The sequence below is a fragment of the Peptoniphilus genitalis genome (assembly GCF_023614525.1).
In the GTDB taxonomy this organism is placed as follows: domain Bacteria; phylum Bacillota; class Clostridia; order Tissierellales; family Peptoniphilaceae; genus Peptoniphilus_A; species Peptoniphilus_A genitalis.
In genome coordinates this window covers 847611-862364 of sequence record NZ_CP097885.1, presented here as the reverse complement: position 1 = coordinate 862364, position 14754 = coordinate 847611, and the positions used below count along the sequence as shown (strand labels likewise).

The 14754-nt window shown below is 36.7% G+C and carries 15 protein-coding genes; 12 read left to right on the top strand and 3 right to left on the bottom strand.

What is annotated here, in order from left to right:
* A complete protein-coding gene (locus M9426_RS04115) occupies positions 1–672 on the top strand; it encodes a uracil-DNA glycosylase (RefSeq protein WP_250342548.1) in 672 nt (223 codons plus the stop codon).
* A 107-nt stretch (positions 673–779) separates the two neighbouring features.
* Positions 780–1553 carry a prolyl oligopeptidase family serine peptidase gene (locus M9426_RS04110; protein ID WP_250342547.1) on the top strand — a complete coding sequence of 258 codons (774 nt, stop codon included), beginning with the start codon at positions 780–782 and terminating at the stop codon, positions 1551–1553.
* Positions 1554–1811: 258 nt separating this feature from the next.
* On the opposite strand, the gene rd is transcribed toward M9426_RS04110, so the two are convergent.
* On the bottom strand, positions 1812–1973 hold the full coding sequence (rd, locus tag M9426_RS04105; RefSeq protein ID WP_005957017.1) for a rubredoxin: 162 nt from the start codon (positions 1971–1973) through the stop codon (positions 1812–1814).
* Positions 1974–2137: 164 nt separating this feature from the next.
* Between rd and M9426_RS04100 the strand changes: the two genes are divergently transcribed.
* Positions 2138–2530 (top strand): ATP-binding protein, encoded by a 393-nt coding sequence (locus M9426_RS04100; RefSeq protein WP_040541653.1) that lies wholly within the window; start codon positions 2138–2140, stop codon positions 2528–2530.
* A 181-nt stretch (positions 2531–2711) separates the two neighbouring features.
* Here M9426_RS04100 and pepD read toward each other — a convergent pair whose 3' ends face one another.
* Both pepD and tyrS read right to left on the bottom strand, forming a co-directional pair.
* Positions 2712–4103 carry a beta-Ala-His dipeptidase gene (gene pepD / locus M9426_RS04095; protein WP_250342546.1) on the bottom strand — a complete coding sequence of 464 codons (1392 nt, stop codon included), beginning with the start codon at positions 4101–4103 and terminating at the stop codon, positions 2712–2714.
* Between the two features lie 7 nt (positions 4104–4110).
* The gene (gene tyrS, locus M9426_RS04090; RefSeq protein ID WP_250342545.1) at positions 4111–5337 is read right to left on the bottom strand and encodes a tyrosine--tRNA ligase; all 1227 of its coding nucleotides are present in this window, start codon (positions 5335–5337) and stop codon (positions 4111–4113) included.
* A 200-nt stretch (positions 5338–5537) separates the two neighbouring features.
* Between tyrS and M9426_RS04085 the strand changes: the two genes are divergently transcribed.
* From M9426_RS04085 to ilvA, 9 genes are all read left to right on the top strand, one after another.
* The gene (locus tag M9426_RS04085) at positions 5538–6728 is read left to right on the top strand and encodes an NAD(P)H-hydrate dehydratase (RefSeq protein ID WP_250342544.1); all 1191 of its coding nucleotides are present in this window, start codon (positions 5538–5540) and stop codon (positions 6726–6728) included.
* A 132-nt stretch (positions 6729–6860) separates the two neighbouring features.
* Positions 6861–7205, top strand: coding sequence for a type II toxin-antitoxin system PemK/MazF family toxin (locus tag M9426_RS04080; protein ID WP_005956990.1), 345 nt, complete (start codon positions 6861–6863; stop codon positions 7203–7205).
* 168 nt (positions 7206–7373) lie between these two features.
* Positions 7374–8126 (top strand): WecB/TagA/CpsF family glycosyltransferase, encoded by a 753-nt coding sequence (locus M9426_RS04075; protein WP_250342543.1) that lies wholly within the window; start codon positions 7374–7376, stop codon positions 8124–8126.
* A gap of 11 nt (positions 8127–8137) precedes the next feature.
* Entirely contained in the window at positions 8138–10087 is a 1950-nt protein-coding gene (tkt, locus tag M9426_RS04070; protein ID WP_250342542.1) for a transketolase, read from the top strand.
* A gap of 167 nt (positions 10088–10254) precedes the next feature.
* Positions 10255–11154 (top strand): DMT family transporter, encoded by a 900-nt coding sequence (locus M9426_RS04065; RefSeq protein WP_250342541.1) that lies wholly within the window; start codon positions 10255–10257, stop codon positions 11152–11154.
* Positions 11155–11243: 89 nt separating this feature from the next.
* Positions 11244–12323 carry a hypothetical protein gene (locus M9426_RS04060; RefSeq protein WP_250342540.1) on the top strand — a complete coding sequence of 360 codons (1080 nt, stop codon included), beginning with the start codon at positions 11244–11246 and terminating at the stop codon, positions 12321–12323.
* Between the two features lie 2 nt (positions 12324–12325).
* The gene (locus M9426_RS04055) at positions 12326–13204 is read left to right on the top strand and encodes a mechanosensitive ion channel family protein (RefSeq protein WP_250342539.1); all 879 of its coding nucleotides are present in this window, start codon (positions 12326–12328) and stop codon (positions 13202–13204) included.
* Complete coding sequence (locus M9426_RS04050) at positions 13191–13415, top strand: DUF951 domain-containing protein (protein WP_005957132.1); 225 nt, start codon at positions 13191–13193, stop codon at positions 13413–13415. Before M9426_RS04055 ends, M9426_RS04050 begins: the two co-directional genes overlap by 14 nt.
* A 1-nt stretch (position 13416) precedes the next feature.
* Positions 13417–14625 carry a threonine ammonia-lyase gene (gene ilvA / locus M9426_RS04045; protein ID WP_250342538.1) on the top strand — a complete coding sequence of 403 codons (1209 nt, stop codon included), beginning with the start codon at positions 13417–13419 and terminating at the stop codon, positions 14623–14625.
* The last annotated feature ends 129 nt before the right edge of the window (positions 14626–14754 follow it).

Sequence of the window (14754 nt, the reverse complement as noted above, 5' to 3'; positions counted from 1 at the left end):
GTGAAAGAGATTTTTAAAAATGATTGGCAAGAAATTTTGGAAGATGAGTTTGAAAAGGACTACTACAAGGACCTTAGAAAACTTTTAATCGACGAGTACAAACATTATGAAATTTTTCCAAAGGCTCAAGATATTTTCAATGCCTTTCACTACACAGCCTATAAGGACGTCAAGGTTTTAATCTTAGGACAAGACCCCTATCACAATGTGGGTCAGGCCCATGGACTTGCCTTCTCTGTCAAAGAAGGTGTGGCAATACCACCTTCACTTAGAAATATTTACAAGGAACTCAAGTCTGACCTGGGACTTGAAATTCCAAGGACAGGTTACTTAAAATCTTGGGCAGACCAGGGTATAATGCTACTCAACACAACTCTAACAGTTAGAGCCCACCAACCTATGAGTCACTCAAAGATTGGTTGGGAGATTTTTACTAACGCAGTCATAGAAAAAATTAGCGAGAAGGAAGACCCACTTGTTTTTATACTCTGGGGCAACCACGCCAAGGCCCGCAAAAAATTTATAAAGCCTGGTAACCACTTAATCATAGAAGGAGTTCATCCATCACCACTTTCTGCATCAAGAGGATTTTTTGGTTCAAGGCCCTTCTCAAGAGCTAACGAATTTTTAAAAAATAATGGAGTCACACCACCAACTTGGGAAGTTAAATAAAAAATACTTAAGCAAGGAAAATTTATTTCTTTGCTTTTTTTATTGGAATTAAAGTTACTCCACAAAAAATTTTTTATATCTTTGCTATAATGTAGGAGAGGTGAATTATGGAGTATTTAAAAACAAATTATTCAGATATAAAGGAAGTCATGATAGGTAAGGTGCCTGCAATAATAATTGAGCCCAAGGAAGAAATCAATAAGACCCTGGTCTTTTATCACGGCTGGGGATCAGACAAGGAAAGGCAAATCTTTAGGGGAAATATTTTTGCCTCCTATGGCTATAGAGTTGTTCTTCCAGAAGCAAGATACCATGGCGAGAGAAATGTAGAAAAGCTTGACCACGAGGATAAGGAAGTAGAAGGTAAATATATTTTAAAAGTGATTATGCACAATATCGAGGAAGCACCTTCCATCTTCAACTACATTGAAGAAAATTATCCGGGAAATGAAATCGCAGTGGGTGGTCACTCCATGGGAGCCATAACTGCTGGAGGTCTTTATGCCTTTAAGAAGGATCTTAAGATGGCATTTATCTTCAATGGAATAAATAATTGGAAAGAGCTAGTTCGTGGAGTAAATGAACTTAAGAACCAAGACAAGATTGACGAGAGAGAATTTAGGATCAACGAATTCTTCTTAGACATGAACCCAATGGATAGTCCAGAATCCTTTAAGGACAGACCTCTTGTCCTTTATAATGGAGAAGACGATGATGTAATAGATCCAGCCGGTCAAGAGTCCTTTGTCAATGAAGTTGAAAAAGTTTATGAAGACAAGAAACTCTTGGACTTCAAACTTTTTGAAATGACTGGCCACCAAGTGACAACCCAAATGCTTGAAGAGGCTATTAAGTTTTCAAAGGAACTTGCAGGATTTTAATTTAACCTTGATAAACTTAATGGAATTTAATAAGCAAGAGAAGACTTCTCATTTGAGGTCTTTTTTTATTTTTAAAATCTCTAGTCTTGTGGATAAATAAAAATAAAAAATATAAATCAAGTTGTGGATACCCATTAAAAAGTATAAAAAAGCCCACAAATGTAGATAAAAAAATAAAATTGTGGATAAAATTTTAGATTTGTAAAAATTTGTAAAAAATTACACAAAAAAAGAAGGCCTAAGCCTTCCTTAATATTATTATTCAACAGGTTCGAAGTCTGATTTTTCAGCTCCACAAAGTGGGCAAACCCAATCTTCTGGAAGATTTTCAAATGCAGTACCAGCTTCAACGCCGTTATCTTCGTCGCCTACTTCAGGATCATAGATATATCCGCAAAGTGTACATTCATATTTTTTCATATTATTTTTCCTCCTAATAAAATTAATGCTTTTTGCAAGCTTAATAACATTATAACAAATTGCTAAATATAATACAGTAAAATTTTAAAATTAATCTATATCAAGCTTTTGGGGTTTAAAGGGGAGGTCTATTGGGTATTTTCTTAATAGATGGAGTGAGAATTATGGATACTTTATATAGATTTAAGGGTTTTGTTAATAGCGATTTATCTCTAATAAAGAGCTTTTTGGATTCAGCCATTATGGATTTAAATCCCTATATTACTGACCAAGAAAAATTATTTGATATAAAAGTTATTTTAAATGAACTTGTAATAAATGGAGCAGTCCATGGCAATCAAGAAGACCTCAATAAGAAGGTCTGTTTAAAGTTAGTCTTAAAGGATGACTCTTTAAAAATCATTGTATCTGACGAGGGAAGGGGCGTCGACCATGACACTTCCTTGTACGATTGCGGAGAAAAAAAGTGTAATGGCAGAGGTTTATTAATTGTTGAAGCCCTAACAGACCAGCTTATTTTAAATCAAAATGAAGTCATTGCAATTAAAAATCTTTGAAGACCTGGCGACTTATAAGTTCATACATAATTTGTTAAGACCATAGTTTATAAGTTTTTTAAAAAATTTAATTTATAGAAATATTAGAAATCCCTAGGGGTTTCTTTTTTTATGCTCTTTAAGGATAAATTAAATCCAATAAAAAATGGCTGCCCATAAGACAGCCATTTTTTTATTTTTATTAAAGAGCCTTTAGAACTTTTACAAGATGGTCGTAAACTCTCTTAGTTGAAGAAATTGAAAGAGTTTCCTTTTGTGTGTGAGCTCCAACAGTGTCTGGACCAATGGAGATAATGTCAAGGTCGCTATTCTTCTTGTAGAAGACACCACATTCAAGTCCACCGTGAGTGAACTCTTCTTCCATTTCCTTGCCAGTGATTTCCTTGTAAATTTTCTTTACGATTTCTCTAAAGTCAGATTCTTTTCTGTATTCCCATTCTGGATAAGGATTGATGAATTCTCCTTGGCAGCCATATTTTTCAACTATATCCAAGTAAATCTTGCCAAATTCTTCTGAAAGTGAAGAGGATGCAAATCTAAGTGAAACGAAAACTTCTACTGTGTTATCAACTTTTTTTGCTATTGCAAGGTTTGATGATGACTCGAGAACTTTTTTAGCTTCGTTTATGAAAGTGTGTGGACCAGTTGGAAGTTCTAATAAATAGTTTGCAAGTTTCTTTGTATCATCAGCAGTTAAAACTTTTCCATCGTGAGAAGATTCTTTACATTCAATAACAAGTTCTCCTGCTACGTCTTTGAACTTTTCTTTTACGAAGTCTATAGCTTCTTTAAGTGCTTTTTCGTCTGCTACAAGGACAAGCTTACCTTCTCTTGGGATGGCATTTTGTTTTGTTCCGCAGTTGATGTCAATTAGTCTTGCTCCATCAAGCTTATTAAGGATTTCAGCTATTACCTTAATCATGTTGCCTCTGTTGTTGGCAATTTCCATGCCAGAGTGGCCACCAAGGAAGCCATGAAGGTGAAGGTCAAAGGCCTTGCCAGAGTAAGTTTCTTCATTAAAGACAAACTTTGATTTTAGAAGTTTTCCACCTGCAGATGAAACTGTTAGGACACCTTCTTCTTCTGAGTCAATGTTGATTAGGTACTTGCCTTCAAGATATTTTGCTTCAAGGTCCTTTGCACCGTGCATGTCAGTTTCTTCTGATACAGTTACGATTATCTTTAATGGACCGTGTTCTTCTTCTGCAAGAGCCATTGCCATGGCAACACCTATTCCGTTGTCTGCTCCAAGAGTTGTGTCGTTAGCGTGAAGAGAATCGCCATCAACAATAAGTTCGATTGGGTCAGTTTCAAAATTGTGTTTTGAGTCCTTGCCCTTTTCACAAACCATGTCCATGTGACCTTGTAGGATTACCTTAGGTCTATCTTCCATGCCCTTAGTAGGGGGCACTTCCATAATAATATTTAGGCTGTCATCTTGTACGACTTTGTAGCCTTTTTCTTCTCCAAACTTCTTAAGGAAGTCAGAAACTCCCTTTTCGTTACCAGATTCTCTAGGAATTTGTGATAACATTTCAAAATAATCAAAAACTTTTTTTGGTTCTAAATTCATTTTAACCTCACTTTATAATAACCTTGTGGTAAACTTTTTTACCCTTTCTAATAATAATTTCTCCGTCCTTGAAGTTGTCTTTTGTGATTTCAAGTTTAGGATCAGTTACTTTTTCATCATCAATGGAAACTCCGCCTTGAGTGATAAGTCTTCTACCTTCAGAGTTTGTCTTGATAAGTCCAAGCTCTGTCATAAGGTTTAGGATACCCACAGGTTCGTCAAACTTTGCAGCTTCAAATTCAGTTGCAGGTATGTCTTCTGATGCCTTGTCGCCACCAAATAGGGAGTGAGATGCATCAAGAGCAGCTTTAGCAGCTTCTTCTCCGTGAACGTCTTTTACAACTTCGTAAGCAAGGACTTCTTTTGCCTTATTTATTTCAGCGCCTTCTAATTTTTCATATTCAGCAATCTTATCAAGTGGAAGCATAGTTAGAAGCTTCATGAACTTAATAACATCTCTGTCGTCACAGTTTCTTAGGTATTGGAACATTTCGTAAGGTGTAGTCTTTTCTGGGTCAAGCCAAATTGCTCCAGCCATAGTCTTACCCATCTTGATTCCAGCCGCAGTGGTAAGAAGTTTAAAAGTCATGGCATAAACTTTGTCACCTTCAAGCTTTCTAACAAGTTCATAACCACCAAGTATGTTGGACCATTGGTCAGATCCACCAACTTCTAGCTTACAGCCATGCTTCCTGTATAGGTATAGGTAGTCGTAGGATTGCATAAGCATGTAAGAAAATTCGAAGAAAGTAAGTCCTTGTTCCATCCTGTTCTTGTAGCAATCAAATTGTAGCATCCTGTTAACAGAGAAGTGGATTCCAATTTCTCTTACAAATTCTAGGAAGTTTAACTTAGTTAACCAGTCAGCGTTGTTTTCAATGTAGCCCTTGCCATCAGAAAAATCTAGGAAGCTAGAAATTTGTTCCTTAAATCTTCTTGCATTGTAGTCAATTGTTTCCCTGTTCATAAGAGATCTCATGTCGGACTTGCCTGATGGGTCACCAATAGTTGTAGTTCCACCACCAAGTAGAGCTATAGGCACGTGACCAGCATTTTGCATGTGTTGCATTACCCTAATTTGGATAAAGTGTCCAAGAGTTAGAGAGTCAGCAGTTGCATCAAAGCCAATGTAAAAAGGAACTGATTCCTTGCCAAGCATTTCTTTTAGCTCGTCTTCGTAAGTGCATTGGTCTAAGTAACCTCTCTCGCTTAAAATATCGAATACATTTTCCATAAATTCCTCCAAAAAAATAAAAAGAGCCCCGTGAACGAAAGGACGCATTCGTGGTACCACCTTTCTTCGCCGAGGCCTCAAAAATCAATAGACTCCAATATTGTAATTCAGCTTTCGCTTACTGTATATCTTCAACGTCTTATATTCATACTATTTATGTTATAATAATCGAAAATAAAATAAAAGTCAATGGTGATGAGATGTTAGGCATAGATATAGTAGAAATCTCTAGAATAAAAAAACTAATGAATGAAAATGAAAATTTTCTTCGCAAGGTTTTTAATGAAGATGAGATAGAAAGAATTAAAAAAAGAAAAGAGCCCTACGAGAGAGCAGGGGGAATTTTTGCTGCAAAGGAAGCAGTAGCAAAGGCCCTTGGAACTGGGATCGGAAAAATTTCTTTTAAGGACATAAAAATAAAATACAAGGGAGATGCCCCTTACGCAGAAGTATTTGATATGAAATTTGATTTATCTATTAGCCACGAAAGGTCTTATGCAGTGGCTGTTGCAAATTTTGATGGAGAAAACTTTATGAAAAAAAATTATGAAGAAGAAATAATTTTAGATGAAGAAATAAAATCTCTTTGGAAGAATAGGGACGACTTTGGCCACAAGGGAGACTTTGGAAAAATTGCAATCATAGGTGGGTCCATGGGCATGACTGGGTCCTCTTACCTCTCATCAAATGCTGCCCTAAAGGCAGGCGCAGGACTTGTTTATAATATAGTCCCAAGAGAAATCTTTGATATCATGTCTATAAAATTCATTGAGCCCATAGCAAAAACCTTTGACGACCTAGAGGAAATGGAAAAATTCCTTGAAGGGATTGATGCCGTAGCCATGGGACCAGGTATGGGACTAGGAGCTTATGGAAAAAATGTTTTTGAGAGAATAATAAAAATAGAAAAAAATCTTTTGATAGATGCCGACGGCCTAAATATTTTGTCAAAAAATTTAAATTTATTAGAAGAGAGAAAAGACTTCACGACAATTTTAACACCACATGAAGGAGAATTTGCAAGACTAACAGGACTATCTCTGGATGAGATTAAAAACAATCGCAAGACAGTTGCAGAAGAATTTGCAAAAAAATATAAGGTCATCCTAGTCCTAAAGGGTCACGAAACTCTTGTCACAGATGGAGAGAGAACTTACACAAATAGGACAGGCAACTCTGGCATGGCAACAGGAGGATCAGGAGACGTCTTGACAGGAATAATCTCTGCCCTAATGAAAAATTACAACTTGTTTGACGCTGCAAGGCTTGGAGTTTATATTCACGGACTCTCAGGAGACATCTACGCAAGAAAAAATTCAAAGGCCAGCCTAAGGGCAAGGGACCTAATAGAAAATCTAAGCGCAGTCTTTAAACTTTTTGAAGAAAAGTAAGGCAACTTATAAGTAAAAAAGTCAAAAAAATTTTCGATTAGTGTATATAATAAGAAGAAATGTGATAGAATGTTATAAAGGTTGCTCATAGATCAATCTTTAATTCTCTCTTACCTTAAAAGGTGAAAAATTATGATGATAAAAAGAGGGGACATATTCTATGCCGACCTGTCGCCAGTTATTGGATCAGAACAGGGAGGGGTTAGGCCCGTAGTTGTTGTTCAAAATGACATTGGAAACAAATATTCGCCTACTTTAATCGTAGCTGCAATTACATCTCAACTTAACAAGGCGAAGTTACCAACCCATGTTAATGTGAAAGCTAAAGATGTTCCGTTGCCCAAGAATTCTGTGATTCTTTTGGAGCAACTGAGGACAATCGACAAAAAAAGGTTGAGAGAGAAGATCGGTAAATTCGACAAGGATGTCATAGGAGAGATTGACGCAGCAATAAAAGTTAGCTTGGCGATAAAGTAATTGGGCAACATACATATTGACTATCTCGTAAGAGGTAGTCTTTTTTTGTAGAAATTTAAAATTTATTCTTGCGAGCTTCTTGCAAATTAATTATAAAATTTATTTTTATAAAACATAAATAATAGAAAAGCTCTTGTCTATGTGATAAACTTATTAGCGGAGAGATTTATGAATAAAGTAAAAATTTTTGGAGTTGAAATTTTTAACATTGATAACTCAGAGTGCCAAAATTTTTTAAGGGACTTCTTAAAGGGGAATTCGCTTAAAAAAATTTACACACCAAATACTGAAATCGTAATGGCAGCTAAGAGGGACGAAGATCTTAAGAAGCTTGTCAACTCAGGCGACTTAGTCCTTGCTGATGGGATTGGCCTTATCTACGCATCAAGGCTTAGGAAGAAACCTTTAAAGGAAAGGGTCACAGGTTTTGACACATCCATTAAGCTACTTGAGCTTGCTGATGAGATGGGTCTTAACTTATATTTTTTAGGTGGCAAGGAAGGTGTTGCAAGAGATGCAGCAGCTGCTGTCAATGAAAAGTATAAGAATCTAAAGGTTGCAGGTTTTCACAATGGATATTTCAATTCCAAGCTAGACGGCGAGAAGTCTAGCACTGAAGAAGAAATAATTAAAGAAATAAATTCCAAGGACATTGATATTGTCTTTGTAGGCTTTGGTTTTCCTCGTCAAGAAAAGTGGATTGACGCATGGAAGGATGATATAAATGCCAAGGTCATTATTGGAAATGGTGGAGTCCTAGATATTTTATCAGGCAGGGCAAATAGGGCCCCAGATATTTTTATAAAGCTTGGTCTTGAGTGGCTCTATAGGCTTTTAAAAAATCCATCTAGGATTAAGAGGCAAATTGATTTGCCAAAGTTTTTGTTGGCGGTAATGAGAGATAAAAATTCAGTTGAGTAAGGAGAGTAATTTTGAATATCGAAAATAAAGCAGTTAATACTTTGAGAATGCTATCTGTTGATCAAATTGAAAATGCAAATTCAGGTCACCCAGGTCTACCCCTTGGTGCTGCACCTATGGCCTATGCTCTTTTTAAGAATCATCTAGTGAGAGATTCTAAGGATTTGAATTGGAAGAATAGGGATAGATTTGTCCTTTCTGCAGGACATGGATCTGCTCTTTTGTATTCACTTTTTTACTTATTTGACTATGGTCTAACTCTTGATGACTTAAAGAACTTTAGACAACTTGACTCGAAAACACCAGGCCATCCAGAGTACGGACACACTAGGGGTGTTGAAGCAACTACTGGACCTCTTGGCCAAGGGATTGCCATGGCAGTTGGTATGGCTATTGCAGAAGAAAAACTTGCAGCCCTTTACAACAAGGATGACTTGAAACTTGTTGACCACTACACTTATGCCCTAGTTGGGGATGGATGTCTAATGGAAGGAATTTCCAACGAAGCATCGTCACTAGCTGGCACACTTAAATTAGATAAACTAATCGTACTTTACGATTCAAATAAAATTTCCATTGAGGGATCAACTGACCTTGCCTTCTCAGAAAATGTTTGTGACAGGTACAAGGCTCTTGGTTGGGACACTTTTGTAGTTCATGATGGAAATGACTTAGATGAAATTAATGCAAAAATTGAAGAGGCAAAAAAATCTGACAAGCCTGCACTTATTGAAGTTAAGACAAAAATTGGATATGGATCACCAAGAGAAGACTCTGCAAAGGCTCACGGTGAACCTCTTGGCAAGGAAGACAGAAAGTCAACTCGTGAATTCTTTGGACTTCCTGATGAAGACTTTTATGTTGATGAAGATGTGAAAGCCCACTTCCAAAAAATTGTGGAAGAAAACACTGCAAGGGTTAATGAAAAGAAAAAAATTGAAGAAGAGTATGCAAAAAAATATCCTAAGGAATATGAGGACTATCTTGCTGCCTTTAACTTAGAAAAGAAGGAATTATTAGAAGACTCCTACTACGATTCCTTTGATAAGGACATGGCAACTCGTGCGATCTCTGGCGAAGTTTTAAATAAGATTGCCAAGGACAACATCCACATCTTTGGTGGTTCAGCTGACCTTGGTCCATCAAACAAGACTATGCTAAAGGGAGAAGAATACTTCTCAGCTGACAATAGACTTGGAAGAAATATAACTTTTGGTGTTCGCGAAAATGCCATGGGTGCAATCACAAATGGAATCCTTCTTCATGGAGGCCTAAGGACTTATGCGTCAACTTTCTTGGTTTTCAGTGACTACTTAAAGCCAACAATTAGACTTGCAGCCCTTATGAATCTTCCAAATGTCTACATCTTCACTCACGACTCCATTGGAGTTGGGGAAGATGGACCTACTCACCAACCAATAGAACATCTTGCAATGTTAAGGTCCATTCCAGGAATTGTTGTAATAAGACCTGCTGATGGACGTGAAACTGCAGCATCACTTAACCTTGCCTTTAATTCAAAGAACACACCTTTTGTTCTTGCCCTATCAAGACAAAATCTTCCACAACTTGAAAATTCTTCAAGGGATATCTACAGGGGTGCTTATATAATCAAGAAGGAAGAGGGAGAACTTGAAAAAATTGTAATCGCTACAGGTTCAGAAGTTTCTCTTGCTCTTGAAGCAGCAGAAGGACTCAAGGGAGTTCGTGTGGTTTCAATGCCTTCTATGGAAATGTTTGATGCCCAATCCTCTGACTACAAGGAAGAAATTCTTCCATCGAATATCACTAAGAGGATTTCACTTGAAGCTCTTTCATCCTTTGGCTGGCACAAGTACATTGGCATAAAGGGTATGGCAATTTCCATTGATACCTTTGGAGCAAGTGGAAAGGGTGCTGAAGTCTTTGAAAGATTTGGTTTCACTAAAGAAAACATTAGAAGAAAAATCCAAGAATTTTAATAAAATATGAAAGAGGAGGGCGACCTCCTTTTTTAATTTAAATTTTTATTTGCATTTAATAATTAATTTTGAAAACTTATAAAGAGCTTAAAAATTATTTTTTAAATCTCATAAATAATTAAGATTTATTTTTATGAAATACAAAAATTATGAGATGGGAGGGAAAAATGAAACTTATAAAAGAAAAGAAATGGGCGATAGTATTTTCGCTTTGTGCCATGCTCTTGTGGGGCTCTGCCATACCCCTAATAAAGACAACTTACATCCACGCCAACATCATGCCAGACGACACAGGTGGAAAAATTTTAATAGCAGGGATTAGGTTCTTCATGGCGGGGATCTTAACCTTTATCTACTTTGGACTTTTTAACAAGGAAGAAGTTAAAAAAGAAAATATAAATATAAAACTTATCTTGGTCTTGGCACTTTTGCAAACTTGCCTCCAGTATATGTTTTATTATATTGGACTATCCAACACACTAGGTTCTCTTGCAGCAGTTATCCAGGCATCCAACGCTTTTATTACAGTTGTGATTTCTGTTCTCTTAATTAGGGAAGAGAAGTTTACCAAGAGGAAGCTAGGAGCTCTTATAGTTGGGTCTATTGGTATTTTAATCATAAACCTAAGAGGAGGGGGAGGCTTTCACTTTAAACTAAGTGGCGAAGGATTCGTCCTTATAGCTACAACTTTTAATGCCCTTTCCAGTGTCCTCATAAGAAAGTATGGAAGAAATTTAAATGGCTTTCTCTTAACTGCATCACAATTTGTACTTGGAGCAACGCCACTAATAATTATTGGAGCCATCACTCACAAGTCCAATGTGAACTTTGACTTTCTTCTATTCTTAATGCTATCTTATGGAGCCTTTATATCGGCAACAGCTTTTACAATTTGGACCTTTGTCCTTCAGACTCACAGCGCCAGCGAGTTTGGAATTTATAAATTATTTATTCCAATCTTTGGAACAATTTTATCCATCTTGGTCCTTGGCGAGGCTCTAACAATAAATATTGTCTTGGGACTTATCTTTGTCCTATCAGGAGCAATAATCTTAAACAAAAAATAAATTTAAAGGGGGCCGAGAGCCCTCTTTTTTATTTCAATTCAATGCAAAAGTAAAAGTATAAATGTTATAATGAAGTCGGGAGTGGTATTTTGAAAATTAAAAAAAATCACGCAATAATTTTATTTTTGTTATTTATATTTTTAGGATTTATATATATTAACCATAAAAATTTTTCTAAGGACAGGACCATAGTAAGACTTAAGGGAGTAAGTGTTAATGAGCCCATAGAGGACTTTAGCCTTGCATCTAAGTCTGTCTTTTTATGGGCTGATCCAGTTTTATATATAACAGACAGGGAAGGAAATATTGTAAAGAAGATCCAAAGGGAAGATGAAAACATTGAGGCCTTCTTTGCCAACAACTATGCCTTCTTGTATGAAAAGGACCTTGGCAAGGTCCACATGTATTCAGAGATGGGCGAGCTCCTTTCCACAATAGATGTTAAGGGCGACATCTTTAATATAAGTTATGAGAATGCAAATATAATTTTTCACGTAGTGGATGAGAAAAATGAAATCCTATACTTAATGGGCAATGACTCAACTCTCACAGAAATCTACAGAACTGGCAATCAAATCTTGGCCCACGATGTCCTTGACGAGAAAAATCTTTCTGTTGCAGAAATAAAAAATGAAACAACAGGCTACTCTTCTCTTATTTATAATCTAAACAAGGGAGAAAAAACTAGCCAGGCCTTAAACCACGAAGTTGTCATGTACTTAAAGAGAGACAAGAGGTCAGTCTTGGCTCTTACAGATAAGACAATTTATAGGTTTATGAATTCTGGGAAAAAATATGAGGATAGGGTGCCGAATATCTCTGACGTCTTGGTGGAAGGCAAGAAGACCTACCTTCTTCACTCAGGAATTATCACAGAATACAATTACATCTTAAAGCCAGGCAAGAAAAAAATAATTGCAGCTAATGTCAACAAGATGGAAAATATTTCTGGCTCAATTTATGTCTATGGACCAAGTGATATTGGTGGAGAAATTGGAAATTCGGGAGAATTTTACACAAGACTTGGCTACTCCCTAGACAAGATTAAGATCAACGGACTTTTGATTGGGGCCTTGAGAAATGGCGACCTAAGTCTTTATTCCGTTGTGAACACAAACACAATAAGAGAAGATGATAACAAGATAGAGACAACTTATAAAGAGGTGTAAAAGTGAACATAGAAAAAAACACAGACGCTGTTGCAAGTGAAGCAGACCAGGCTCTGAGATCAACTTTTAGAGGTCTTGAATCCTGGGAGAGACTCCTTGTAGTTGCCCTTGTAGTTATTGGAACTTTTGTAATTTTAAAAATAATAGATTCCTTTATTGGAAGACAATTAAATTCAGATAAGATAAAAGAAAAGGGATCCTACAACAGGATTGTAACTGTTACAAACTTAATCAGACGTATAATCAAGGTAATCCTAATTTTTATTGGAGTTACCATAGTTATGAGCGTCTTTAACATTTCTATTGCGCCAATTATTGCAACTCTTGGTGTGTTTTCACTGGCAATTGGTGTTGGTGCCCAAAGTCTTGTTAAGGACTTTATCAATGGTTTTTTTATAATTTTTGAAGACCAATACTCTGTTGGCGACCTAGTTGAGATTGGCGACATCGAAGGAGTTGTAGAGGACTTGGGACTTAGGGTTACAAAAATTCGTGACTTTGACAAGATTCTTCACGTCATTCCCAACAGCAACATTTCAATTATTTCCAACAAGGAAAGGGCAAACATCAGGACAAAAATTGAATTTTACCTAGACAATTCTTGCGACCCAGACTTTGTGGAAGAAAAAATTAAGGCAGCTATAGAAAAGTATAGGGACCACGAAGACATGGTTATTGGACCAAACTTGTGGGGAGTTACTGAAAATGGAAAAGATGCCTACAAGATGGCCCTTGTTTACTACACAAGGCAGGGCAGACAATACGACCTTGAGTTTGCTCTTAGGTCCGAGATTTTAAAAACAATGCAGAGAGAAAATATTAAGTCTCCTATGATTAGGAATAAGTTTATAAAAGGAGAAGATGATCATGCTTTACTATGAACTAGGCGATATAGTAACCCTAAAGAAGGGGCACCCATGTGGTGAAAACAAGTGGGAAATAGCAAGAAAGGGCGCCGATATGAAATTAAAGTGCCTGGGTTGTGATAGAGTTGTTTGGATGAGCCGCATGGATTTTGAAAAAAGAGTTAGAAAAATTTTAGAAGGAGATAAATTTGTAAGTATTGTCCATCATAAAAAAGAAGGTGAGTAGAATGGACGTGAAAGAAGTTTACGAAGCCAGAGAAAGACTAAGGAGTCATATCAAGGAAACTCCTGTAGTCTATGCACCAAACCTTGGAGAAGACATCTATCTAAAGGTTGAAGTCCTACAAGACACTGGATCTTTTAAACTTAGGGGAGCTTACAACAAGATTGCAACCCTATCAGATGAGGAAGCAGAAAGAGGAGTTGTAGCTTGCTCAGCAGGTAACCACGCCCAAGGTGTTGCCAAGTCAGCTAGCGAGAGAGGGATAAAGTCTGTTATCTGCATGCCTTATCACGCACCCCTATCCAAGGTAAAGGCAACAAGAAATTATGGGGCAGAAGTAGAACTTGTTAAAGATTCCTTTGACGATGCAGCAGCCTTTGCAAAAAAATTATCTGAAGAAGAAGGTTACACTTTTATTGCGCCCTTTGATGATGAAAAAATTATTGCAGGTCAAGGTACAGTTGGACTAGAAATCTTAGAAGAGCTGCCAGACGCTGACATTATAGTTGTGCCAATTGGCGGTGGTGGTCTTATATCTGGAGTTGCCCTTGCAGCCAAGTCTATTAAGCCAGAAATAAAGATAATTGGAGTTCAAACAAAAATTTCTCCATCAATGTATGAATCTATTAAGGAAGGAAAAATCTTAACAGTTAAGGGTGGATCAACAATTGCTGATGGAATTGCAGTTAAGACTCCAGGAGAAATTACATACGAGATGGTAAAGGAATATGTAGACGACATAGTTCTTGTAACTGAAGGAGAAGTTTCTTCTGCAATCTTAACCCTTCTTGAGGACAACAAAATCATTACGGAAGGAGCAGCTGCATCCACAGTTGCAGCCCTTATGTATAGGAAGTTCAACCACAAGGGCAAAAAAGTTTGCTGCGTCCTATCTGGTGGAAACATCGACGTCACTCGAGTTTCAAAGGTTATTGAAAAGGGACTTTATAAGACCAACAGGCGAATGGAACTTAGGATTAAGTTAGATGATCAACCAGGACAACTCACTAAGATATCAGGACTTCTTGAAGAGCAAGGAGCCAACATAGTTCAAATTTATCAAAATGTAGACCTAGTTGGGGAAACAATAGACTCCATGATCGTCAGCATTATTATTGACACCAAGGACAAGGATCACCAAGGTCAAATCTTAACAGCCTTAAATCAAAACGCCTATGTCTACAAGGCAAGATACAACGACTCACAATTTTAATTTGATTTTATATAAGCGTAAAAATTTTTGAAATTAAGATCAAAATAAATTGAATACTTTAAAATAAAAATTGAGAGGCCTAGACCTCTCTTTTTTGTTGACAAAAATAGGATGTAACTCACACAAAAA